24 protein-coding genes and 2 pseudogenes are annotated in these 21553 nt (G+C 62.3%); 9 read left to right on the top strand and 17 right to left on the bottom strand.

The annotated features are described in order from the left end of the window. Positions 1–12: 12 nt before the first annotated feature. The 4 genes from AC07FD_RS30925 to AC07FD_RS30940 form a co-directional block, all read right to left on the bottom strand. A complete protein-coding gene (locus AC07FD_RS30925; RefSeq protein WP_478352931.1) occupies positions 13–711 on the bottom strand; it encodes a DnaJ domain-containing protein in 699 nt (232 codons plus the stop codon). Then, a complete protein-coding gene (locus AC07FD_RS30930) occupies positions 711–1442 on the bottom strand; it encodes a vWA domain-containing protein (RefSeq protein WP_478352932.1) in 732 nt (243 codons plus the stop codon). The genes AC07FD_RS30925 and AC07FD_RS30930 overlap by 1 nt, the downstream gene beginning before the upstream one ends. 111 nt (positions 1443–1553) lie before the next feature. Next, entirely contained in the window at positions 1554–1991 is a 438-nt protein-coding gene (locus AC07FD_RS30935; protein ID WP_095091827.1) for a DUF1489 family protein, read from the bottom strand. A 234-nt stretch (positions 1992–2225) separates the two neighbouring features. Then, positions 2226–3629: an L-serine ammonia-lyase gene (locus AC07FD_RS30940; protein WP_478352933.1), complete on the bottom strand. Its 1404-nt coding sequence runs from the start codon at positions 3627–3629 to the stop codon at positions 2226–2228. 179 nt (positions 3630–3808) lie between these two features. Between AC07FD_RS30940 and AC07FD_RS30945 the strand changes: the two genes are divergently transcribed. Beyond that, positions 3809–4528 carry a DUF599 domain-containing protein gene (locus AC07FD_RS30945; RefSeq protein ID WP_095091829.1) on the top strand — a complete coding sequence of 240 codons (720 nt, stop codon included), beginning with the start codon at positions 3809–3811 and terminating at the stop codon, positions 4526–4528. On the opposite strand, the gene AC07FD_RS30950 is transcribed toward AC07FD_RS30945, so the two are convergent. The 6 genes and pseudogenes from AC07FD_RS30950 to AC07FD_RS30975 all read right to left on the bottom strand — a co-directional run bounded on the left by AC07FD_RS30950 (position 4501) and on the right by AC07FD_RS30975 (position 8916). Then, positions 4501–5298, bottom strand: coding sequence for a YdcF family protein (locus AC07FD_RS30950; protein ID WP_478352934.1), 798 nt, complete (start codon positions 5296–5298; stop codon positions 4501–4503). The two genes, AC07FD_RS30945 and AC07FD_RS30950, sit on opposite strands and share 28 nt — an antisense overlap. A gap of 29 nt (positions 5299–5327) precedes the next feature. Then, positions 5328–6893, bottom strand: coding sequence for an amidase (locus AC07FD_RS30955; RefSeq protein WP_478352935.1), 1566 nt, complete (start codon positions 6891–6893; stop codon positions 5328–5330). Continuing rightward, positions 6893–7348, bottom strand: a complete 456-nt coding sequence (locus tag AC07FD_RS30960; protein WP_478352936.1) for a GNAT family N-acetyltransferase — start codon at positions 7346–7348, stop codon at positions 6893–6895. The genes AC07FD_RS30955 and AC07FD_RS30960 overlap by 1 nt, the downstream gene beginning before the upstream one ends. A 7-nt stretch (positions 7349–7355) precedes the next feature. After that, positions 7356–7643, bottom strand: a complete 288-nt coding sequence (gene gatC, locus AC07FD_RS30965) for an Asp-tRNA(Asn)/Glu-tRNA(Gln) amidotransferase subunit GatC (RefSeq protein ID WP_095091833.1) — start codon at positions 7641–7643, stop codon at positions 7356–7358. A 125-nt stretch (positions 7644–7768) separates the two neighbouring features. Continuing rightward, positions 7769–8184, bottom strand: a pseudogene (locus tag AC07FD_RS30970) (hypothetical protein). Between the two features lie 24 nt (positions 8185–8208). Continuing rightward, on the bottom strand, positions 8209–8916 hold the full coding sequence (locus AC07FD_RS30975) for a metal-dependent hydrolase (RefSeq protein WP_478352937.1): 708 nt from the start codon (positions 8914–8916) through the stop codon (positions 8209–8211). Positions 8917–9039: 123 nt separating this feature from the next. Here AC07FD_RS30975 and ruvX point away from each other — a divergent pair, with 123 nt between their 5' ends. Continuing rightward, positions 9040–9546, top strand: a complete 507-nt coding sequence (ruvX, locus tag AC07FD_RS30980) for a Holliday junction resolvase RuvX (RefSeq protein WP_478352977.1) — start codon at positions 9040–9042, stop codon at positions 9544–9546. Here ruvX and AC07FD_RS30985 read toward each other — a convergent pair. From AC07FD_RS30985 to AC07FD_RS30995, 3 genes are all read right to left on the bottom strand, one after another. Beyond that, positions 9464–9805 carry a DUF6105 family protein gene (locus AC07FD_RS30985; RefSeq protein ID WP_477288773.1) on the bottom strand — a complete coding sequence of 114 codons (342 nt, stop codon included), beginning with the start codon at positions 9803–9805 and terminating at the stop codon, positions 9464–9466. The two genes, ruvX and AC07FD_RS30985, sit on opposite strands and share 83 nt — an antisense overlap. Continuing rightward, the gene (locus AC07FD_RS30990; RefSeq protein WP_478352938.1) at positions 9805–10359 is read right to left on the bottom strand and encodes a hypothetical protein; all 555 of its coding nucleotides are present in this window, start codon (positions 10357–10359) and stop codon (positions 9805–9807) included. Before AC07FD_RS30990 ends, AC07FD_RS30985 begins: the two co-directional genes overlap by 1 nt. A 197-nt stretch (positions 10360–10556) precedes the next feature. Next, complete coding sequence (locus AC07FD_RS30995; protein WP_478352939.1) at positions 10557–12185, bottom strand: DNA alkylation response protein; 1629 nt, start codon at positions 12183–12185, stop codon at positions 10557–10559. A 178-nt stretch (positions 12186–12363) separates the two neighbouring features. Here AC07FD_RS30995 and AC07FD_RS31000 point away from each other — a divergent pair, with 178 nt between their 5' ends. Genes AC07FD_RS31000 through dprA form a run of 4 tightly spaced genes read left to right on the top strand, consistent with a single transcriptional unit; the run spans position 12364 to position 16402 of the window. Continuing rightward, on the top strand, positions 12364–13344 hold the full coding sequence (locus AC07FD_RS31000; RefSeq protein WP_478352940.1) for an aspartate carbamoyltransferase catalytic subunit: 981 nt from the start codon (positions 12364–12366) through the stop codon (positions 13342–13344). Beyond that, positions 13341–14627 (top strand): dihydroorotase, encoded by a 1287-nt coding sequence (locus AC07FD_RS31005; RefSeq protein WP_478352941.1) that lies wholly within the window; start codon positions 13341–13343, stop codon positions 14625–14627. Before AC07FD_RS31000 ends, AC07FD_RS31005 begins: the two co-directional genes overlap by 4 nt. 57 nt (positions 14628–14684) lie before the next feature. Further along, positions 14685–15272, top strand: coding sequence for a glycerol-3-phosphate 1-O-acyltransferase PlsY (plsY, locus tag AC07FD_RS31010; protein ID WP_478352942.1), 588 nt, complete (start codon positions 14685–14687; stop codon positions 15270–15272). Continuing rightward, positions 15269–16402 (top strand): DNA-processing protein DprA, encoded by a 1134-nt coding sequence (gene dprA, locus AC07FD_RS31015; protein ID WP_478352943.1) that lies wholly within the window; start codon positions 15269–15271, stop codon positions 16400–16402. Before plsY ends, dprA begins: the two co-directional genes overlap by 4 nt. A 54-nt stretch (positions 16403–16456) precedes the next feature. Here dprA and AC07FD_RS31020 read toward each other — a convergent pair whose 3' ends face one another. Both AC07FD_RS31020 and AC07FD_RS31025 read right to left on the bottom strand, forming a co-directional pair. Next, positions 16457–17155: a Stf0 family sulfotransferase gene (locus tag AC07FD_RS31020; protein ID WP_478352944.1), complete on the bottom strand. Its 699-nt coding sequence runs from the start codon at positions 17153–17155 to the stop codon at positions 16457–16459. A gap of 2 nt (positions 17156–17157) precedes the next feature. Next, positions 17158–18663 (bottom strand): glycosyltransferase, encoded by a 1506-nt coding sequence (locus tag AC07FD_RS31025; protein ID WP_478352945.1) that lies wholly within the window; start codon positions 18661–18663, stop codon positions 17158–17160. Between the two features lie 179 nt (positions 18664–18842). Here AC07FD_RS31025 and AC07FD_RS31030 point away from each other — a divergent pair, with 179 nt between their 5' ends. The 3 genes from AC07FD_RS31030 (at position 18843) to AC07FD_RS31040 (ending at position 21097) form a co-directional block, all read left to right on the top strand. Beyond that, positions 18843–19658, top strand: a complete 816-nt coding sequence (locus AC07FD_RS31030) for a hypothetical protein (protein ID WP_478352946.1) — start codon at positions 18843–18845, stop codon at positions 19656–19658. A gap of 126 nt (positions 19659–19784) precedes the next feature. Then, positions 19785–20174, top strand: a complete 390-nt coding sequence (locus AC07FD_RS31035) for a cupin domain-containing protein (RefSeq protein ID WP_478352947.1) — start codon at positions 19785–19787, stop codon at positions 20172–20174. A 347-nt stretch (positions 20175–20521) separates the two neighbouring features. Next, entirely contained in the window at positions 20522–21097 is a 576-nt protein-coding gene (locus AC07FD_RS31040; protein ID WP_478352948.1) for a thermonuclease family protein, read from the top strand. Here the strand turns inward: AC07FD_RS31040 and AC07FD_RS31045 are convergent. Continuing rightward, positions 21094–21195 (bottom strand): annotated as a pseudogene (locus AC07FD_RS31045) (transcriptional regulator); the annotation flags it as partial. The gene AC07FD_RS31040 and the pseudogene AC07FD_RS31045 overlap by 4 nt on opposite strands. Before the next feature lie 44 nt (positions 21196–21239). Next, the gene (locus AC07FD_RS31050; RefSeq protein ID WP_478352949.1) at positions 21240–21536 is read right to left on the bottom strand and encodes an adenylate cyclase; all 297 of its coding nucleotides are present in this window, start codon (positions 21534–21536) and stop codon (positions 21240–21242) included. Between the last annotated feature and the right edge of the window lie 17 nt (positions 21537–21553).

The raw sequence follows: 21553 nt of genomic DNA on the forward strand, positions 1-21553 counted from the left end.
GTCGAAGGAGAACTAATTGTGATTGGAGAGCAAGACGTCCTTGGCTTCATTGATCCGCGCCGCCAGGAAAGACGTGCCGCCGATATCGGGGTGCAGGCGCTGCATCAGGCGGCGGTGCGCCTTGCGGACATCCGCCGCGGCGGCCCCCGCTTCAAGACCAAGGACCTTGTAGGCCTCCTCCTTAGTCATGGCGCCCGAACCTGGCGCAACACCCAGCCCTTCGCCACCGTTCGTATCAGCGTTTTTGCGCCAGACGGGAAATCTGCCGTCAAGATACGTCTCTAGCAGTTGCCGGCTCTCCGGATCGCCGGAGAGTTCGCGGTAGAGATGCTGCAGTTCTGCCAGCCCCATCGCGCCAAGCATCTTGCCCTCGTGGCGACCAGCCAGGACCAGTCCTTCGAGGCCACCGGTATCGTGATCAAGCTCCATTTCGAGTGCTGCGGTGCGCACCGTCGAACGCTTGCCCGGCGCGAGCTTTGCCGTCGGCTGCTTCATCCGCATGGAACCATACCAGGCGATTGCCGCCGACAGAATTATGCCGCCAATGCCTTCGCGCCCGACCGCAACCATAGCGATGCCGACCAGCCCTAGGAGGACCGGCCCAAGTGTCTTCATGCCGCTGGCCAATTTTGCCGGGTCGGCGCGAAGGAAGATCGTGGCCACGCCGAGAAGCACCAAAAGCAATGCCACCAATGCGATGATTGCGCCCATCAGTTCCCGCCACCCCGCAGATGCTCAATCATAAGCCGGTCTTCCGGCCTGCCCCTGGCTTCGAGCGCCTTCAACCCACCGGTTGCAAACACCGCGACCGCCGAGAGCAGTCCTGCCAGGGTCGCGGCAGCCCGCCGATCAAATCGGAACCAAGCCCCTTTGGACAACCGCGCGATTTCCTTAAACGCCTTTTCTGCGCCGGAATCATGCCCCTCCTGGAAGACGAAGACAGGAACGCCATGCAGGCCGAGGCTGCCGGCCTTTTCAGCCAGATCGTCGATGTTCTCTTCCATCGCATCGCCGATATAGACCAGCGCATTGACCTTGGCCGTGGCCGTCTGTTTCAGCGCATGCGCCAGCACCTTGCCGATCTGGGTGTTGCCGCTGCGGCATTCGATTTGCGTCATCAGTTGCTTCAAGGCATTGGTGTCGGCCACGAAAGCCGACGAACGGCACTCGCCCAGGCCGCGAAAATAGACCAGTTGGACGCTGAGGGTTCCGGCCTTGCCGACGGCATCGAACATCTGGCCCTGCAGCTCACAAGCCAGATCCCAGGTCGGCTGGCGGCTCATCGTCGCGTCGAGCGAAAGGATCAGCCTGCCTGACCCCATCGCCGACGCAGCCAGCGTCCTTGCCTGCCGAAGAAACGCTTCGATCTCGCCGGCGTTGGATTGAGGTTTGACCGGCGCAGGATTGGCCCTTGCGGGCACGGGCTGCTTTTTGTCGCTCATGAAAACAAGATGTGGCGTTGTCGCGCCGCTTGCAAGTCCAGTGCGACGCAAGTTTGAGGGCCAGCAAACCAGCCGCAATTGAAGCAGACAACCCCTTGAGAGTGCGATGGCTTACAGCAGGCCGAGATCGGCAAGCTCGCGCCTGAGCTTCGGCGGCATCTCGATCAGCCCGACCTTGCCCTTGCCGAGATCGGCCGGCGCGTCCGACGGTTTCAGATAGCGCCAGCCCTGGAAGGCCCGGCGCGGCTGCCAGTCGGTGCGCACGACTTGCGGATCGAGAATGAGATGACAGCGGCCGATGCCTTCGCTGTCGGTGAACGGCCGGATCTCGGTGATCAACTGCCGGCACTGCACATTGCCCTTGATCACCCAGTAGAGCGAACCGCCGTCGGTGATCTCGGCGCCGCGCGTCGGCACCATTCGCGTCGTGTGATACTGCTCGACCGGCTCACCGGCGCGCCGCCGCTCGTCGAGGCGAAAGGCGATCCACTCTTCGAGATCCTCGACGCTGTCGCAGCCGACACAGAGTTTTATGAGATTGAGAGACATCGCCTAAGGTTTAGTCCGGCGCGCGGATGCGTCAACGGCCTGATCGACTTCTCCACAGTGCCAGCACCCAGACACCAAGCCTGTGGTGCCCAGAGGCCGTTTCGAAATTCGCTCTGGCTAGTCATATGGTGGTGTTTTCGAGAACCGGAGCGCAGCGGACATTTGGGTCCGTGAGCACTGGAAGCGCAGAAAACGCCGCCAGATGGCCGCCGGAGTGGGTTTCCAAACGGCCTCTCAGCACTCCACGACATTGACGGCGAGCCCGCCAAGGCTGGTTTCCTTGTACTTCTCGTTCATGTCGAGGCCGGTCTGGCGCATCGTCTCGATCGCCGCGTCGAGCGGCACGAAATGGATGCCGTCGCCCTTGATCGCCAGTGACGCAGCCGTCACCGCCTTGACCGCACCCAGCGCATTGCGCTCGATGCAAGGCACCTGGACCAACCCGCCGACCGGATCGCAGGTCATCCCGAGATGATGTTCGAGCGCTATCTCGGCGGCATTTTCGACCTGTTCTGGCGTGCCGCCCATGACGGCGCACAAGCCAGCCGCGGCCATCGCGGATGCCGACCCGACCTCGCCCTGGCAGCCGACCTCTGCGCCGGAGATCGAGGCATTGGTCTTGATGATGCCGCCAACGGCGGCAGCCGTCAGCAGGAAGTCGCGGATGCTCGGCTGATCGGCCTCGGGATGGAAATGCAGCCAGTAGCGCAGCACCGCCGGCAGGGTGCCGGCCGCACCATTGGTCGGCGCGGTGACGACGCGGCCGCCGGCGGCGTTCTCCTCGTTGACCGCCATCGCGTAGATCGACAGCCAGTCGTTGGCGAGCAAGGGATTGGGTCTGTTCTGCTGCCACTGCTCCTGCAGCTTGTCATGCAGCATCCGCGCGCGCCGGCGCACCTTCAGTCCGCCCGGCATGATGCCGTCCTGTGACAGGCCACGGTCGATGCAGCCCTTCATGGCGCTCCAGATGCCGTCGAGGCCGGCGTCGAGCTTTTCGCGCGACATCTGCGTCTCTTCGTTGATCCGCTTCATGTCGGCGATGGAAAGGCCGCTTTTGCTAGCCATCGCCAGCATCTCGACCGCATTCTTGAAGGGATACGGCACCTTCTTGCCTTCGGTCGTCACCGACCCCTTGGCCTTCATCCGCTGCAGCTCTTCTTCCGAAACCACGAAGCCGCCGCCGATCGAATAGTAGATGCGTTTGAGCAGCAGGCGGTCGCCCGCATCATAGGCATAGAACGCCATCCCGTTGGCGTGGCCGGTGAGCGGCGTCTTGCGGTCCAGCACCAGATCGGTGGCCGGGTCGAAACGATAGGACGGATGGCCGGGCGGCGAAATGCGCTTCTCCGCGGTGATGCGGCTGGCAATGCCATCAGCCTGATCGGGATCGACAGTCTGCGGCGTCAGGCCGGCAAGGCCGAGCACGACCGCGCGATCACTGCCGTGGCCGATGCCTGTGTAGGCGAGCGAGCCATGCAGGCTGGCGGCGAGACGGTCGACCTTGACGCCCGCCGGACGCGGCCAGTCAGTTCCCGCGACCTCGTCGAGAAACCGCGCTGCGGCGGTCATAGGACCCATCGTGTGCGAACTCGAGGGTCCTATGCCGATCTTGAACAGGTCGAAAACCGAAAGGAACACGCGGCGCTGTCTCCTGGAGTCACGTCAAGGACTATATATAGGAATTCCCAGGATGTTTCCGCTCTTTTGGAAATCGCGGCGCATCGCCTGCCGACCTTGTTTGCTCCGGCAGCGACATTGGTTCGATCGCTCTCTGGCGGGCATCGAAGCGATCGCACTGAATGTGATAAATTCGGACTATGGGCGATTCCCTCGATCTTTCGACAGCCGATCTCGCGGCGCTGGCTTTCTTCCTCGTCGCGTGGCTGCTGCACACGCTTGCCTCCGACGGCAAGCTGGTCAGCCGCGTGTCGCTGACAACGGCGATGAACACGCAGCGGCAAGCCTGGATGCGCACCATGGCCGAACGCGAGATCCGCATCGTCGACACCGCCATCATGAGCGGGTTGCAACAGGGAACCGCCTTCTTCGCCTCCAGCTCATTGATCGCGATCGGCGGTTGCTTTGCCTTGCTCGGCGCATCCGACCGGGTTCTTGAGGTGCTGAGCGACCTGCCCCTGGGCGACGCCCCGTCGCGCGCGGCCTTTCAGATAAAAGTGTTCGGACTGGTCCTGATCCTGGCGTTTTCGTTCTTCAAATTCGGCTGGGCGTACCGGCTGTTCAACTATTGCACGATCCTGATCGGCGCCGTGCCGATCCTGCATGGTGAAGCGTCACGCAACCCGGTCACCGAAACAGCGGTCTGGCGTGCTACGCAAATGAACATGCTGGCCGGAAAGCATTTCAATTCCGGCCTGCGCGGCGTGTTCTTCTCGATCGGCTATCTCGGCTGGTTCGTCGATCCCACGGTGTTCGTTTTGTCGACGCTGTTGCTCCTGGCCGTGCTGGTGCGGCGCCAGTTCTTCTCGGCGGCCAGACACGCGGTGATCGGTCAGCCGCCGGGCGCGGGAAAAGGCTGATCGATCCGGCCCGATATCCAGTAGGCGAAGAGCCCGATCCATTCACGGATGGCCATTGTGGTGACCTGCAGCGAATCGGCCGGATTGTCGCGGAACAGGCCGATGCCTTCCCGCCCCGTGGTGCGGTAGTCGACCGGCCAGGGAATGGTTGCAAAACCGGCCTTGTCGAACAGCGCCTTGGCGCGCGGCATATGGAAGGCCGAGGTCACCAGCAGCCAGGTTTCGCCGGGCTTCGGTGTTACCAGCTCCTTGGTGAAGACGGCATTCTCATAGGTGTTGCGGGACTTGTTCTCGAGGATCAGGCGATCGGCCGTCACACCAAGTGCAGTGAGCAATCGGGGTGCCGTGGCTGCGTCGCCCTCGCCTTCGAGGAACAGTTCGCCAGTGCCGCCGGAGACGACCACCCTCGCGGTTGGAAAGCGCCGGGCGAGAATCGCGGTCTCGACCATCCGGTCGCCGCCGCTGTTCAATTCATAGCCGCCGCGCACCAGGTTGATGGCACCTTCGAAGCCGCCGCCGAGCACGACGATGCCGTCGACCTTTTCCGGCAGTGGCGGGCGCGCGAAACGCTCCTCCAGCGGGTTGAGCATCATCGCACCAAGCGACGTCCAGGCCGACAGCCCAAGGATCAGAAACGCCAGCACGCTGCCGGTGACGGCAAGCCGCCGGCGGCCGATGTTTGCGGCAACCAATCCCGCCAGCAGAAGGAAGATCGTCAGGTTGAGCGGCTGGATGAAGAACCAGAAGACTTTGGAAAGATAGAAGAACATCGCTCAACCCCGTTGGACGAGCGACATCCTTACCACCACTTCTCCGGCTGGAATGTGCCGGCCGCCTGCTCGATGACGGCGGCGGTCTGGAACAGGGTTTCCTCATCGAACGGCCGGCCGATCAGTTGCAGGCCCAGCGGCAGGCCCTTGGCGTCCAGACCCGCCGGCACGGCGATGCCCGGCAGGCCGGCCATGTTCACGGTGACGGTGAAGATGTCGTTCAGATACATCTTGACCGGATCGGCCGCCATGTCCTCATCGGCGATGCCGAAGGCGGCGGATGGTGTCGCCGGGGTCAGGATGACATCGACGCCGGTGGCGAAGACATTCTCGAAGTCGCGCTTGATCAGATTGCGCACCTTCTGCGCCTGCAGATAGTAGGCGTCGTAATAGCCCGCCGACAGCACATAGGTACCGATCATGATGCGGCGCTTGACCTCGCGGCCGAAACCGGCGGCGCGGGTCTTCTCATACATATCGACGATGTCCTTGCCCGGCACGCGCAGCCCGTAGCGGACGCCGTCGTAGCGCGCGAGGTTGGATGACGCCTCGGCGGGCGCCACGATGTAATAGGCCGGCAGCGCGTATTTGGTGTGCGGCAAGGAAATATCGACGATCTCGGCGCCGGCGTCCTTCAGCCAGGCAATGCCCTTCTGCCACAACGCCTCGATCTCTTCGGGCATGCCGTCGACGCGGTACTCCTTGGGGATGCCGACCTTCATGCCCTTGATCGGCTTGCCGATCGCCGCCTCATAGTCCGGCACCGGCCGGTCGACGGAGGTCGTGTCCTTCGGGTCGACGGAGGCCATCGATCTCAACAGGATCGCGGCATCGCGCACATCGCGGGCGATCGGTCCGGCCTGGTCGAGCGACGAGGCGAAGGCGACGATGCCCCAGCGCGAGCAGCGGCCATAGGTCGGCTTGATGCCGACGGTGCCGGTGAAGGCCGCGGGCTGGCGAATCGAGCCGCCAGTATCAGTCGCCGTCGCGCCGGCGCACAGGAAAGCCGAGACCGCGGTTGCCGAACCGCCGGAAGAACCACCAGGCACCAGGTGCGCATTGTCCAGGCTGCGCGCGGTCCTGGTGCCGCCAGCCGATACGAAGCCGCCGTCGCCCTGATGCGTGGTCGGCATCACCACCGTGTCGAGGCGCGAACGCCGCCACGGGTTGATGACCGGGCCATAGTAGGACGTCTCGTTGGACGAGCCCATGGCGAACTCGTCCATGTTGAGCTTGCCCAGCATGACCGCGCCGTCGGTCCATAAATTGGTGGTAACGGTCGATTCGTAGCGCGGCTTGAACCCGTCGAGCACATGGCTGCAGGCCTGGGTATGGACGCCTTCGGTGCCGAACAGGTCCTTGATGCCGAGCGGGATGCCTTCCAGCGCACCGCCCTCGCCCTTCGCCAGTTTGGCGTCGGACGCCTTCGCCATGTCCCGCGCTCTGTCGCCGGTCACCGCCACATAGGCATTGAGCACCGGATTCGCGCGATCGATGGCCGCGAGATAGGCCTCGGTGATTTCGGTCGCGGTGATTTCCTTGCCGCGCAACTTGGTGCGGGCCTGCGAAATCGTCAGCTGGGTCAGGTCGCTCATCAAAGGCTCTTTTCGTAAAACACCGACCGTTCGGAATCGGGATAATCCAGCACCGGGCCGCAGCGCGAAAACCCGGCGCGTTCGTAGACGGTCCACGCGGCTGGATGACGATCGCCCGTCTCCAGCACCAGACGTTTCAGCCCCTCCTTGCGCGCCAGCGTCTCGACCCGCTCGACGATCCCTGCGCCGATCTTGCGTCCGCGGTGCGAAGGCCGCGTGTACATGCGCTTGACCTCGCCGATGGCGCCGTCATGACGCTTCAGCGCGCCGCAACCGATGGCCAGGCGGTTGTCGCGGGCGATGAAAACGGTCGTATCCTCACCGGCCATCTGCTCAACCGTCAGGTGGTAGCAGTGCTCCGGCGGCGTCAGTTCGAGCAGCGTTTGGTTGAGCTCGTTGACCAGACCGCGCACGTCGTCCTGCAGCGGCGTTTCAACGGCGATCTCGATAGCCATCGGCGCGCTACTCCACGACCTTCGGCACGAGGAAGAAATTCTCTTCGGTCGCCGGTGCGTTGGCTACGATATCGGCGGCCTTGTTGCCGTCGGTGACGACGTCTTGGCGCTTCTTCATGTCCATAGGCGTCACCGAGGTCATTGGCTCGACCCCGGAAACGTCGACCTCGTTCAACTGCTCGACGAAGCCGAGGATGGCGTTCAGCTCGCCGGTCATGCGTTCGGCATCTTCTTCGCTCACCGCAATGCGGGCGAGACGCGCGACGCGCTTCACTGTCTTGACGTCAACGGACATGTTTTGCCTCGGGGAAAACCAGTTCGGGCTATAGCGGCGCCGCGCGCGCGGCGCAACCTGCATCGTGCGAGAGCACCAGGCGTCGGCCCAGCTCTTCTGTCATCGGTCTACCGTCTAGATGCTGTCTATGGCAGGGCAACGCCCTCGCACAGATAGTAGCTGCCGCTGTTGCCGTTCGCCTCGCTTTCGTCATCGGCCGGCCGGACCGAGACGAGATCGATCTGCGTCGAGCTCATCTGGGTCACTGAAAGGACGTCGGGAAACACATAACCCGGTTCCTGGCAGATGGCCGTCACCGCCCAGCTTGGCGAGGCTGTCGCCTTGCTGATCTGTACGAACTCGCAATTGTATTCGACACCTTGCAGGCCATGCGCCGAAAGCACGATGTTGCCAGCGTCGATCAGCGTCTGCAGCGTAGCCTTCCTGGCCTGTGTGCAAAGCTCCTCGGATTGGAGGTAGACGCCTTCGATGAAATCGTCAGCGGCGAGCGCGGGTGACGCCGCACCAACATGGACACGCAAAGAGACTGCCTCAAGGCCATGGTTTCATTCCGCTTTGGCTGCGTCTAAATCGTAATCGTCTCACCGATCTTCGGCAATGCCACCTTCACGCCGGATCCTTCAAGGCCCGCCTCGAACTTATCGGCGGTCGGATCGATCATCGGAAACGTGCCGAAGTGACAGGGAACCACGGTTTCGAATTTGAAGAAGCGGCGGCAGGCGAGCGCGGCCACCGCACCGCCCATGGTGAAGCGGTCGCCAATCGGCACGATGCCAATCTTCGGCTCATGCAACTCGTTGATCAGCGCCATGTCGGAAAAGATGTCGGTGTCACCCATGTGATAGAGCGTTCGGTCTTCCGGGAAATGCAGGACGAGGCCGCCCGGATTGCCGAGATAGGTGTTCTGGCCGCCATCGCCCGGGAACGATGAGGAGTGCAGCGCCTGGACAAAGGTGGTCGTGAAACCGCCGCAATCGACGGTGCCGCCGATGTTGCCCGGGTTGATCTTCTTGTCGCTGGCGCCCTTGCCCACCAGGTACATGCAGATTTCGAAATTGGCGACCAACTGGGCGCCGGTTTTGCCCAGCACTTCCAGCGCACCGCTGATGTGGTCGCTGTGACCGTGCGTCAGCAGCACATGCGTGATGCCCTCGGCCGGCCCTTCCCAGCCGCCCGTCCAGGACGGATTGCCGATCAGATAGGGGTCGATGAGGATCTTGGCGTCAGCGGTTTCGATGCGAAACGCCGAGTGGCCGTACCAGGTCAATTTCATGAATGCTTTCCTCGATTTTTGCCTTGCCAAAGGATAGAACGCCGATAGCCCTGAGATCAAAGGGTTACTGTGTCCGTTGTGTGTCTGAGAGAACACATGGCGGTGAAGGGCGAAGGACGGCCATTGGGCATTATCATGATCGAGGAATTGCCGGCGCGGCTTGCCGGCGGCAAGACGCTGGCAGGGCTTGACCTCGGCGACAAGACGATCGGCGTCGCCGTCTCGGACCAGAGGTTCTCCTTCGCCCATCCGCGCCCGGTTATCATGCGAAGGAAATTCTCGCTCGACGCAGTCGTGCTGCTAGCCTTGCTGCAGAAGGAGAATGCCGGCGCGGTGGTGATCGGACTGCCGATCAACATGGACGGTTCGGAAGGGCCGCGCGCGCAGAAATCGCGCGCCTTCGTCCGCAACATGGCGCAGGTGAGCGACCTGCCCTTCGTGCTCTGGGACGAAAGGCTGTCGACGGTCGCGGCCGAAAGGACGCTGATCGAGATGGATTTCTCGCGCCGCAAACGCGCCGGCAAGATCGATTCGGCGGCAGCCGCGTTTATTCTGCAGGGAGTTTTGGACCGGCTTCAGTCGCTCCACGCATCCGGTCGAACGGAACCGGACCCGCCCAACGCCGCTTGATCCAGCCGGCGATTTCGCGGCGGCGGCGAAACGCCCACAGCGCCATCAGCAGAAACCCATCGAAGACACAGGCCTTTGCCACCATGCCGGGGATGGTCGCCGGATCGATACCGAGCATCTGGCCATAGAGCTGGAAGACGAAGTCGTGCAGCCGCCGGCTCAGCATGACATAACCGAAATTCATGTCGTTAAGCGACAGGTAGAACCAGCCCCAGAACAGCGCCATCGGGGCCGCCCACAATGCGAAGATGTAACGCATCAGCGGCCTCCCCTGGGATTCGGGCCTGTCCGGCCCGATATGAGCGAAAGCAGCGAATTGTGGGCCGCGGCCTCGGCCATGCCGTGCGCGGCGACGCGGATCTCGCCATCGCCCTGAGCAACCGCCGCAACGGACCGTCGCTCGGCAAGCATCGCGACATAAGATGCCAGAAGTGCCGCCAGTTGCACCGCCACAACCATGAACAGCCCGTTGATGCCTTGCGCGGCGCCGCCGACGACGATCAGCGACAACACGCCGGACGCGGAGATGAAAGCGATGCGGGCGACGCTGTCGACGTCCTGGCTGGTCGCGTCATTGATCAGGGTTTCGACAAAGGCCCAGAAGAACAGCACAGCGACGACCAGCAAGGCGGTGGCGAGCGGGGCCACGACGATGGCGTTGTCGAGGTCGATGAAGCGAGTGCCCTCGATGGTGGCACCCAACACGCCCAGCGCCGCAGCCACACCACGGTTTCCGTCGATGCAGATGAACGCAAGCAGGGCGAAAACGATCGCCCAGTGCAAGGCCAGAAAAGAGGTCAGTACATGTCGCATCGGCATTCCCGCTTCGCAAAGCAGGGATTTGGCCAATTTGAACCATTCCTTGCTCTCGCCGCGACAGTGGGCTTTGCCGCTCGTCACCGCAACGGAAACCATTTGTTAAGGTTAACGGCGATTAGTGACGCGCGTGTGGAGGCTCGCCGGCGCCTCAAAATGATCAAAGGCGCCGGTTTTTTTGCGATCTTGCAGACTCAATTCACAGGCGGATAGAGCGTGTCGACGATCATGCGCGCGTCATGGCGCGAATCGAGCATGCCATAGGTGTTGCGCCACTGGCCGGCGAGCCGCGTCTCGACGAACGCGTCGGCGATTCGCCCTGCCCCCAGCCGGCGCAATTCCGCCGCCGCCGCCGACAGCGCCAGCTGTTCGGTAAGCAGCCGGGCCGAGCCGTCGTCGGTCGCGGCAACCTGCATCGCCGCCTTCAGCACGCCGATCGTGCCGCGCCCGCCGGCGCCGAGGTCACGGTCGATACCGGCCAGCACATCCTCGAACAGGCCGGGCGCGCGGCCGAGCACGCGCAGCACGTCGAGTGCCATGACATTGCCGGATCCTTCCCAGATCGCATTGACCGGGGCCTCGCGATAGTAGCGGGCGAGCGGCGCCTCCTCGACATAGCCGTTGCCGCCGAGGCACTCCATCGCCTCGTAGAGCAAAGGCGGCGCGATCTTGCACACCCAGTATTTGACGACCGGCGTCATGGCGCGGGCGAATGCCGCTTCGCCGCGATCGCTCGCCGCCTCGTCGAAGGACCGCGCCAGCCGGAACGACAGCGCGGTGGCGGCGGCGACATCGAGCGCCATATCGGCCAGCACGCGCTGCATCAGCGGCTGCTCGATCAGATTGGCGCCGAACACCTGTCGATGGCGGGCATGATGAACGGCTTCGGCAAGACCTGCACGCATGATCGCCGAAGATGCGACCGCACAGTCGAGCCGGGTCAAGGTCACCATGTCCATGATCGTCTTCACGCCCGCACCCGGTTCGCCGACCATCTCGCCGATGGCGTTGACGAATTCCACCTCGGAAGAGGCGTTCGAGCGGTTGCCGAGCTTGTCTTTCAGCCGCTGGAAACGGAAACCGTTGCCCGAGCCGTCGCCGAGAACGCGCGGCACGAGGAAGCAGGAGAGCCCCTCCGGCGCCTGTGCAAGCACCAGGAACGCATCCGACATCGGCGCCGACATGAACCATTTGTGCCCCGTCAGGCGATAGAACCCGCTACCGACGCGTTCCGCCCTTGTCACATTGGCGCGCACATCCGTGCCGCCCTGCTTCTCGGTCATGCCCATGCCGAGCGTCAGCCCGGTCTTTTCGACCGGTGGCTTCTGGCCCTGGTCGTATTTGCGCGTCGTCACCCGCGGCGCCCATTCGCGAAACAGTTTTGGGCTGGCCATCAACGCCGCCAGGGAAGCATTGGTCATGGTGATCGGGCACAGATGCCCGGTCTCGAGCTCCGCCGTCAGATAGAAACGGGCAGCGCGAACCTGGTGGCGGCGGCCAATCTCGGCGTCGCCGTTTTCCCAAACCGAGGAATGCAGCCCATTGGCCACTGAGCGGCGCATCAGGGCATGATAGGCGGGATGGAACTCGACCACATCGATGCGCCGCCCCTGGCGGTCATGCGTCCTGAGCTTCGGCGTCTCGACATTCGCGAGACGGGCCAATTCCTGCGCCTCCTGCGTCAGCACGAAACGGCCGAGCCCGTCGAGGTCCTTGCGCACCGGATCGGAAAAGCGCTCCGCAAGCTGGATCAGCAACGGATCGCCCCGCCAGGCGTTGCCGCCCGTCAGCGGCGGCGGCTGGTTCGTCACGTCGTCGGTCACGCCCAATCCTTTTATCGGGAGAAAGGTCCCTATCGTCAGAAAACCACGAATCCGAGGCCATCGGCTAGATATAGCCCAAGCCATACAAGGCGCGCGATGAAAATACCGGGGAGAACGGCTCCAATCCAAAGCTGCCGCTTGCAGCCGCAAAATCTCCACCCTATAGCAGCGCCTTGAGATGACCGACGCTTCGTCCCTGCCACTCTACCCTCACCGCCATCTTCTGGGCATCCGCGATCTTTCCCCCGCCGACATCGAGCTTCTGCTCGACCGGGCGGACCGCGCCGTCGCGATTTCACGGCAGTCCGAGAAGAAAACCTCGACGCTGCGCGGCCGCACCCAGATCAACCTCTTCTATGAAGCTTCGACGCGCACGCAATCGTCGTTCGAGCTCGCCGGAAAGCGGCTCGGCGCCGATGTCATGAACATGTCGGTGGCGAGTTCATCGGTGAAGAAGGGCGAGACGCTCATCGACACGGCGATGACGCTGAATGCCATGCGGCCCGATATCTTGATCATCCGCCACCAGTCGGCGGGCGCTGCCGCCCTTCTTGCCCAGAAGGTCGGCTGCTCGGTGGTCAATGCCGGCGACGGCGCACATGAACACCCGACACAGGCTCTGCTCGATGCGCTGACCATCCGCCGCGCCAAGGGTCCGCTGTCGAAGCTGATCGTGGCGATCTGCGGCGACATCCTGCACTCGCGCGTGGCGCGCTCCAACATCATGCTGCTCAACGCGCTCGGCGCGCAGGTGCGGGTCGTAGCACCGTCGACCCTGTTGCCTGCCGGCATCGAGAAAATGGGCGTCATCGTCACCCACTCGATGGCCGAAGGCCTCAAGGGCGCCGACGTGGTGATGATGCTGCGCCTGCAGCGCGAGCGCATGGAAGGCGCCTTCGTGCCTTCGGTGCGCGAATATTTCCGCTATTTCGGCCTCGATGCCGAAAAACTGAAGGCGGCCAAGGACGACGCGCTGGTGATGCATCCAGGCCCGATGAACCGCGGCGTCGAGATCGCCTCGGAAATCGCCGACGGCCCGCAAAGCGTCATCCAGGAACAGGTCGAGATGGGCGTCGCGGTGCGCATGGCTGTGATGGAAGCGCTGCTCGACCCCCGTCGCAATCAAGAGGGCCGCAATCAAGAGGGCCGCGGCGCATGAGCATAACGGTCTTTGAGCGCGCTCGCATCGTCGACCCCTCGCGTGGCATCGACGAAGTCGGCTCCGTCATCGTCGATGGCCGCAAGATCGTCGCCGCCGGCAAGGCAGCGCTGAACCAGGGCGCGCCCGGGGGTGCGACCGTTATCGACTGCGCCGGCAAGGCGATCATTCCAGGCCTGATCGACGGCCGCGTCTTCATCGGCGAGCCGGGCGGCGAGCATCGCGAAACCATCGCTTCGGCCAGTGTCGCCGCGGCGGCCGGCGGCGTCACCTCCATCGTCATGATGCCCGACACCGACCCGGTGATCGACAATGTGGCGCTGGTCGAATTCGTGCTGCGCACCGCCAAGGACACCGCAAGCGTCAACGTCTTTCCGGCGGCGGCGATTACCAAAGGCCTCGACGGCCGCGAGATGACCGAGTTCGGCCTCTTGCGCGAAGCCGGCGCCGTCGCCTTCACCGACGGCCGCCACACCATATCGAGCGCCCTGGTGATGCGCCGCGCGCTGACCTATGCACGCGACTTCGGCGCCGCCATCGTGCATGAAACGCAGGATGCCGACCTCGGTTCGTCCGGCGTCATGAACGAAGGCCTATACGCCAGCTGGCTCGGCCTTTCAGGTATCCCGCGTGAAGCCGAATCCATCCCGCTCGAGCGCGACCTTGCGCTGGCACGGCTGACGCGGGGTTCGTACCATGCGGCGAAGATCTCGACCGCGATGGCGGCAAACGCCGTGACGCGGGCGAAAGGCGACGGCGCGACCGTGACATCAGGCGTGGCGATCCACAATCTGTCGCTCAATGAAAACGACGTTGGCGAATACCGCACCTTCTTCCGCCTGACGCCGCCGTTGCGCGCCGAGGAAGACCGGCTTGCGATGATCGAGGCGGTGAGGGACGGCACCATCGACATCATAGTCTCCTCGCATGATCCGCAGGATGTCGACACCAAGCGCCTGCCCTTTGCCGACGCGGCGGCAGGGGCCATCGGGCTCGAAACCCTGCTGGGCGCGGCATTGCGGCTCTACCACAATGGCGATGTGCCACTGCTAAGGCTGATCGAGACGCTATCGACTGCTCCGGCGAGATTGTTCGGCCTGCCTGGCGGCACGCTGAAGCCGGGGGCGATTGCCGATCTTGCGCTGGTCGATCTGGACGAACCCTGGATCGTCGCCGAGAGCGGCATTCGCTCGCGTTCGAAAAACACCTGTTTCGAAGGCGCGCGGTTGCAGGGCAAGGTCTTGCAAACGCTGGTGGCGGGCCGCACAGTGTTCTCAATCTGAGCCGGCCACCGCGCACCGCGCCTGATCCGGCCATTTTGGGGAAATGCGGGGGAAACAATGACTTACAGCCTCATCCCGGCGCTGGTGTTCGGCTATCTCCTGGGCTCGATTCCCTTCGGACTTCTGCTCACCCGCGCCGCCGGCCTTGGCGATGTGCGCAAGATCGGCTCGGGCAACATCGGCGCAACCAATGTGCTGCGCACGGGCAACAAGGGGCTTGCCGCCGCGACGCTGTTGCTCGACGCGCTGAAGGGCACCGCCGCCGTGTTGATATCAGGCCATTTCGCGCCTGAATTGGCGCTCTGGGCCGGTCTCGGCGCCTTTCTCGGCCATCTCTTCCCGGCATGGCTGGGCTTCAGGGGCGGCAAGGGCGTCGCGACCTATTTCGGCGTGCTCATCGGCCTTGCCTGGCAGGTGGCGCTGATCTTCGCCGTCGTATGGCTGGTGATGGCCTTCCTGTTCCGATACTCCTCACTGGCAGCGCTGACGGCGGCCATTGTCGTGCCGATCGCCCTCTATTTCCTGAGCACGCCGCAGATCGCCGCCCTGTTCGTGGTGATGAGCATCATCGTCTTTATCAAACACAGGGAAAACATTTCGCGCCTGCTTGCCGGCACCGAGGGCAAGATCGGAGCCAAGACGTGAGCGAACCCGCCGCCGGGCCGCGCCTCAGCGACCGGCAGCGGGTGAGTTGGCTGCGGCTGATCCGCACCCAGAATGTCGGTCCGGCCTCGTTTCGCGACCTGATCAACCGCTTCGGTTCTGCCGAGGTGGCGCTGGAGGTCCTTCCGGAATTGATGATTTCGGGCGGCGCCAACCGCGTCGCTCGCATCCCGTCGATCGCCGAAGCCGAGGCCGAATTGGAGACAGCCCGAAAGGCCGGCGCGCGCTTTGTCGGCATCGGAGAGCCCGACTATCCACCGCTGTTGCGCAACATGGACCATCCGCCGCCACTGTTGGCCGTCAAGGGCAATGCCGCAGTGTTCCGGCTGCCGGGGGTCGCCATCGTCGGTGCCCGCAACGCTTCGCTGGCCGGCATCAAGATGGCGCGCATGCTGGCTGCCGAGCTCGGCCGCGACGGCTACGGCATCGTCTCGGGACTGGCCCGCGGCATCGACACGGCGGCACATCAGGGCAGCCTGTCGACCGGCACGATCGGTGTGCTGGCCGGAGGGCTCGACCTGCCCTATCCGCCCGAAAACGCTGGCCTGTGCGAGGAAATTGCCGAGCGCGGCGCCGTCATTTCGGAAATGCCGTTCGGCTGGCAGCCACGCGCCCAGGATTTTCCGCGCCGCAACCGCCTTGTCGCGGGCGCGGCGCTTGGGCTGGTGGTGGTCGAGGCAGCGCAGCGCTCTGGATCACTGATCAGCGCGAGGCTTGCCGGCGAAATGGGCCGGCTGGTCTTCGCCGTGCCGGGCTCGCCGCTGGATCCGCGCGCCGCCGGCGCCAACGGCCTGCTCAAGGACGGCGCGACTCTGGTCACCGAGGCGTCGGACATTTCCAGGGCGATCGCGCCATTGACCGGTTTGCGGGCGCCGGACGTGCCGCCGTTTCAAGACCCGCCCGACTTCTCGGTCACGCCGCCGCCCGGCGAAAGCGACCGCGCCCGCGTCATCGAGGCGCTCGGCCCGACGCCGGTGTCGGTCGACGAGATCATCCGCCACACCCGCCTGCATCCGGCCCAGGTCTTCATGGTGCTCCTGGAACTCGACCTCGCCGGCCGGCTGGAGCGGCATGCCGGCGGACATGTTTCGCTGGTGTTCGAAGGTCGCTGAAGGGCAGCGTCGATCCCCGACCCGTTCGACGTTCGTCACCGCATGCTGGCAACCCTATACAAAGTCCAGCGTATTTGGATTGCCCCGCTCACGCCTGAAACGATCGGCCCATTCGAAGCTGATTGAGTCCCGCTGTTGCTCGATCGCGATGCTGATGGAACCCGGGCTGCGTTGGAGCGTCACACCCATCATGTCCGCGACTTGGCGGACGGCATCCGATGGATCCGCGACTATCGACTCGTATTCAAGCCTGAGAGGATCAATCCCGGTCCGGGCAAAGAACATCTCCCAGCGCGCCCTCTCCCGAACCAGCGCATCGAGTCGCCTCTGGATCAGCTCGGCATCGAAAACCGTTTCTTGGCTCACCGGTTGAGTAGAGCGGTATTGACCGGTTTGGAGGGCCCTCGCCCAGGAAATTGCCTGACCGAGGAGGTCCCGCCTTGATAGAAAGATGAACCGAAGATTCGGAAGCGCGTCGAACCAGCCTATTTCGCTTGAAATCCAATCATGCTGGTGGGCAAAAATTTTCAGACCATAGATACGATTGGAGGTTGCGCCCATGGTGAGAATTTTTTCGACCTGCCCGGCTACATCTTCGGGAAAATTTGGATCGTCGAAAAATCGGCGTCCCCTCCAATTGAAATACTCGAGCGGATGCCCGAGCATTCCGGTGCTGCTGAGATGCTGGCACAGGTAATTGCTGCCGGACCTTGGCGATGTGCAAATTGAATAGCCACGAACGCCTCCAGACACCCTCAACCTCGCCCCCGAGCCCGACGAAACATTTTTCTTATAAAAAGCGGTATCATGCCGTTGTAGAGCCGTTTGCTCTCATTGACGAAATTTGAAAGGCGCGACAGCTCTCCGTCAATTCGATGCAATGCAGCCCGACTGTCCTGGGTCGCGCTGTTGAGGGAAGCAGAACCATCAGCGACAGAGCTTGAAAGGCTGGATAGCTGCCCTTCAAGTCGATGCAATCGGGCTTGGCTATCATGGGCCACGTTGTGGAGCGAAGCGGCGCTATCAACGACAGAGCTTGAAAGGCCGGATAGCTGCCCTTCAAGCCGGTATAGTCTGGCCTGGCTATCATGGGCCACGTTGAGGAGCGCATCGGAGCCAAAGGATTTGACCCGTTCGCGAAGGTCCGTCAGTGCTGCGGCACCACTCTCCAAGGTTTTTGTGTTCGACCTGAGCAGATCGAGAAGCGTCGCCTGTTCTGAGGAATCACGCCAGGCACCGCCAATTTCGTTGGCGACATTGAACCATCTGCGGCGTTCGCGCGAAACGCCTATCTCCTCGATCCAGGATGCGGTGGCGAGCGATCGCTCATCGTCCGTCGTTTGGACATTCGTCTCAATGGCCTGACTGTAGGTGCGAAGATGCTCGTTGATGAAATGCTCGGCACCCGCCACCTTTCGAAAGTATGCACAGACCTCCGCGGCGTCGTCAGCGTCGAAATTTGACAACGCCTCCATCAGGTTTTCGACAGTGGTCGGCCTGGTCAGAAGGCCGACGCCGAGGTTCATTCGCCGCCATGCCTCCATATTTGCCGTGTCGAGCAAACCGGCGAAACCACGAGCGTCGCAGACCACGACCGAGCATCCCACTGCTGCGGCTTCAATGGCCATCCGGGCGGTTGCGAACACGATATCGTATTGCAGCAGATCCTTTTCGAGTTGATGTGAAAACCGGCCCGTGGCGGGTCCCAACTCATCCAGTTGCATATTGCTCCTGGCGCAGGCTTCGCGCACCGCTTGCTGATGTTCGAAATTCTTGGTCAGCAGAAGCCCCTTCAAAGGCTTCGATGGCAGGGGCGGACGCTGTTTGAAGCGTTCAAGGTCAATTGCATTGTAGATGAGGTCCAATCGGTCCGCCGGCACACCCCGCGACAGGCATTTGGCCTTGCACGCTTCGTCGACCGCGATCCAGCGGCGTATCTGCGGATGAAGCATAGGAGCTTCGACCTCGAAGAAAGCGCTGTGGCAGGAAAACACCGCTGGTACATCGGGAAACCGCGCCAGCGCGGTCAGGCAAGGCGTCAAATGCTGGGCGTGAATAATGTCGGGCTTTTCGACGATCTCGGCAATTCGGTCCACCACATGGTGTCCCCGCAGGCGCATTCGATCAGCCATCTCGCCAAGGGTTGGAGCCAGCAACATGGTTTGATGACCGCCGCGGCGAAGCCCGTCGGCCAGCAATTCAACAACGGCTTCGGTACCGCTGTTGTACGACACGAACAGATTGGTGATGAGAACCCGCAAATGCCGCCTCCTTAGCTGTTTCACAACCTCCGCATTGGCGGCGAGGATAACAGATGCTAGGCAGCGTTCTTAGTTTGAAGGCATCGGCCAAACAAGTTGCACAAAGATGGCCGGGGCCAACTCATGTGGGAAACCCTTTGATGCCTGGTCGCCTTTGATGCGGTCTGAAAGGCGGATGCATGCCGAACCTGGATTGGAGCCGTTTTTTGCCTGAAAAGTTGCAACATGTGCTGATCCTTGCCCATCCGGGGCATGAGCTCAGGATCCATCACTGGCTTGAGCTCAAGAAACCGCGAATCTACCTTTTGACGGACGGTTCAGGCGGACGCCATTCTTCCCGAACCCAATATTCACGCGACTTGGTGGAAGCTGCCGGCGCGACCGCAGGCGCGGTGTTCGGCGATATTCCCGACGCCACCTGGTATAAAGCGCTGTTGGCCAGGGATAGTGCCGTCTTTGCCGATGTGCTGACGAGAATCAGCGCCGATCTGTCTCACATGCATGAGGTGCAAGTCGTCTCGGACGCGGTCGATGGCTACAATCCGATGCATGATCTGGCCTTTGCATTCGGCAATGCCCTCAACAGGCGTCTGCAAGGCACGAAGCCGGGGCGCAAGCAGCTTTGCTCCGCCGCGGTTCCCAACGTGCCGGAGGCTGTCGAAGTGGAAATCCAACTGGATTCGGCTGCTCGCGCCAGAAAGATGGCTGCGGTCCAGGCCTATACGCCATTGGCCGATGAAGCCCGCCAGATTTTGGAACGGGATCCGCAATGCTTTGACCGAGAACTTCTCATCGCGCAGCAGTTTGACTGGGATGCGCCCTGGACGCCGGAATGGGAGCGCATTGGCAAGGACCGCGTGGCCAAGAAGGTCTACGACAGATGCATCACCTATAAGGAAAATGTGCAGCCGGTCGCGCAGCAACTGATGTCGGAAAGCGCTAGGGAGCACGCGTCACGGGAAGTCGAGCTTCTGCCGTTCCGGCAGGTGTCCTGAGCAGCGTTATTTTGGTCGCGGCGTTGGAACGGGGATATATGGCAGCGACGTTGAATCTCGGAGGGCGTCTTTCTGGCGTTCGATATATAATTCTAGGTGTCGCTATCAAACCTTGTGGAGACCGTTATGAACGCTCCCAGAACCGCGCTTCGGCTGTTCGCGAATGCTTCAGGTGCGAGCTGTTTTGAAACCTATGAAATTTCTCGCGATTTAAGGAACTTCGCGCCGCCAGCCGCCCCTCTATGGGCTTCGGATGCCGAACCGGCTTCGGCATACGTATTGATCCGGCTCCCCTTGGGCTGGAATGGTGAAAAACATCCAACGCCCAGGCGACACATCCTGTTCGGCCTAGCTGGCAGGATGAGGATTACGCCAGATATTGGCGAGCCCCATGTCATCTCGGCTGGCGATATTCTAAAGATGGAAGATACGGAAGGTAGCGGCCACTCCACAGAGGTCATCTCCGATGAGCCGTTTGAAGCAGTCATGATTCAACTGCCCGATATTTCAAACTGAAGTACGGCGCTATTTCCTCAGCCTCACTATGCGAAGGCGAAGGGCTCCTAGCGCCGACCGCGCTGAACATCTTCGGCGGCATCGCCTGCCGCCCTGATCAGGTTGGGGCAGTCCATGTCCGCGCCTTTGAGCGTCCCCTTCGCCTCAAGGCGCTCTTTCAACACCGGACATTCTCTGGCGATGTGGGTGGGCCGGTCGAAACCTGTTGGATGATCCCGGGATATGGACGTCGGCACTCACACAGCAATTCGGGCACTTTACGATCATCAAGGCAGCTCCCTTTTCCGCGCCGGACCATCGCGCCGGAATTCCAGTAGAGCAAGCGGGCTCCCCCGAAGGGAGGGTGCTTGACGATTTCAGAGAACAGGAAGCAGGTTTGGAACGTCTGTTTTATTGCGGAAAGCGAACCGGCCCACTTTTCGATACGACGAGAAGGCGCAATAATTACAATTGCTCTGGCCATGTGTAGATTGACCCTTGCTCTCGCCTTTTTGATCACCTGTGGCCCCTTGTACGCAGGAGAGCATTGGTTTGCTAATGACGGCGACACGCTGTGGCATGACAAGAAACGAGTTCAGTTGCTGGGTATTGATGCCCCCGAACTTTCGCAGGCGTGTCTTGATGCCGCTGACAAGATCTGGCCCTGCGGCAGGTATGCGCGTGACCACATTCGCCATCTCATTGCTGTAGGGGATGTATCTTGCAGCATCGAAGGCAAGGACCGCTATGACGACGATGTCGGCGTCTGCTTCGCGGGAAGCATCGATCTCGGACGCGACCTGGTGAAACACAGATTGGCGGTCGCCGACAAACAAGCGCCTCGATACCTTGCCGAAGAGCACGAAGCCCGCATTGCCAAACGTAACTTGTGGGCAGGGAACTTTATCAATCCCGGCGAATATAGACGGGGTGGACGCCCTTAGCCTGCCCCGTCTTGGCCGCCCTTCCGAAGCCTCACGCCAGCGCCACCGCCATTCTCGGGGATAAACTCGACGCCGGCCGCCTCTAGGGCCGCGCGCATCTTGTCGAGGCTGCTTACACGTGGCGGGCCATTGTTTTTCAGAGCTAATGATTATGTGACTGCTGGAAACCGGCCGCGTCGTATTGAGATACGCTCTTAGGATTTTTCGAGTTCTGCGGTTGCTCGCCCGCATAGTGTGTTCCCGCATTTCCGTCCGGGTTGAAGGCAGAGCCTGGAGCAGTGCTGGAATGCCCGGGGGTGGCACTTCCTGTTTCAGGGGTGCCGATTGTTTGGCTGGGCTGACCGGGCGAGCCTGTTACGGTGTGGACGTTGGCAGCCAAAGCCGTGCCGGCGGTGCCTACCAGCAAGCCAGCGGTCATAAGCGCGAGAAGGTGTTTCATGGTGTTCTCCCAAAAAT

The organism is Mesorhizobium waitakense, from assembly GCF_056431085.1.

Bases quoted from the DNA above. Each gene is read 5' to 3' on its own strand.
- AC07FD_RS30975 (WP_478352937.1), bottom strand. From the start codon at position 8,916: ATGAAATTGACCTGGTACGGCCACTCGGCGTTTCGCATCGAAACCGCT.
- gatC (WP_095091833.1), bottom strand. From the start codon at position 7,643: ATGTCCGTTGACGTCAAGACAGTGAAGCGCGTCGCGCGTCTCGCCCGC.
- AC07FD_RS31050 (WP_478352949.1), bottom strand. From the start codon at position 21,536: ATGAAACACCTTCTCGCGCTTATGACCGCTGGCTTGCTGGTAGGCACC.
- AC07FD_RS31035 (WP_478352947.1), top strand. From the start codon at position 19,785: ATGAACGCTCCCAGAACCGCGCTTCGGCTGTTCGCGAATGCTTCAGGT.
- AC07FD_RS30945 (WP_095091829.1), top strand. From the start codon at position 3,809: ATGGGCGATTCCCTCGATCTTTCGACAGCCGATCTCGCGGCGCTGGCT.
- AC07FD_RS30960 (WP_478352936.1), bottom strand. From the start codon at position 7,348: ATGGCTATCGAGATCGCCGTTGAAACGCCGCTGCAGGACGACGTGCGC.
- AC07FD_RS30985 (WP_477288773.1), bottom strand. From the start codon at position 9,805: ATGCGTTACATCTTCGCATTGTGGGCGGCCCCGATGGCGCTGTTCTGG.
- plsY (WP_478352942.1), top strand. From the start codon at position 14,685: ATGACTTACAGCCTCATCCCGGCGCTGGTGTTCGGCTATCTCCTGGGC.
- AC07FD_RS31030 (WP_478352946.1), top strand. From the start codon at position 18,843: ATGCCGAACCTGGATTGGAGCCGTTTTTTGCCTGAAAAGTTGCAACAT.
- AC07FD_RS30950 (WP_478352934.1), bottom strand. From the start codon at position 5,298: ATGTTCTTCTATCTTTCCAAAGTCTTCTGGTTCTTCATCCAGCCGCTC.
- AC07FD_RS30925 (WP_478352931.1), bottom strand. From the start codon at position 711: ATGGGCGCAATCATCGCATTGGTGGCATTGCTTTTGGTGCTTCTCGGC.
- AC07FD_RS30935 (WP_095091827.1), bottom strand. From the start codon at position 1,991: ATGTCTCTCAATCTCATAAAACTCTGTGTCGGCTGCGACAGCGTCGAG.
- AC07FD_RS30930 (WP_478352932.1), bottom strand. From the start codon at position 1,442: ATGAGCGACAAAAAGCAGCCCGTGCCCGCAAGGGCCAATCCTGCGCCG.
- AC07FD_RS30955 (WP_478352935.1), bottom strand. From the start codon at position 6,893: ATGAGCGACCTGACCCAGCTGACGATTTCGCAGGCCCGCACCAAGTTG.
- AC07FD_RS31000 (WP_478352940.1), top strand. From the start codon at position 12,364: ATGACCGACGCTTCGTCCCTGCCACTCTACCCTCACCGCCATCTTCTG.
- AC07FD_RS30990 (WP_478352938.1), bottom strand. From the start codon at position 10,359: ATGCGACATGTACTGACCTCTTTTCTGGCCTTGCACTGGGCGATCGTT.
- AC07FD_RS31005 (WP_478352941.1), top strand. From the start codon at position 13,341: ATGAGCATAACGGTCTTTGAGCGCGCTCGCATCGTCGACCCCTCGCGT.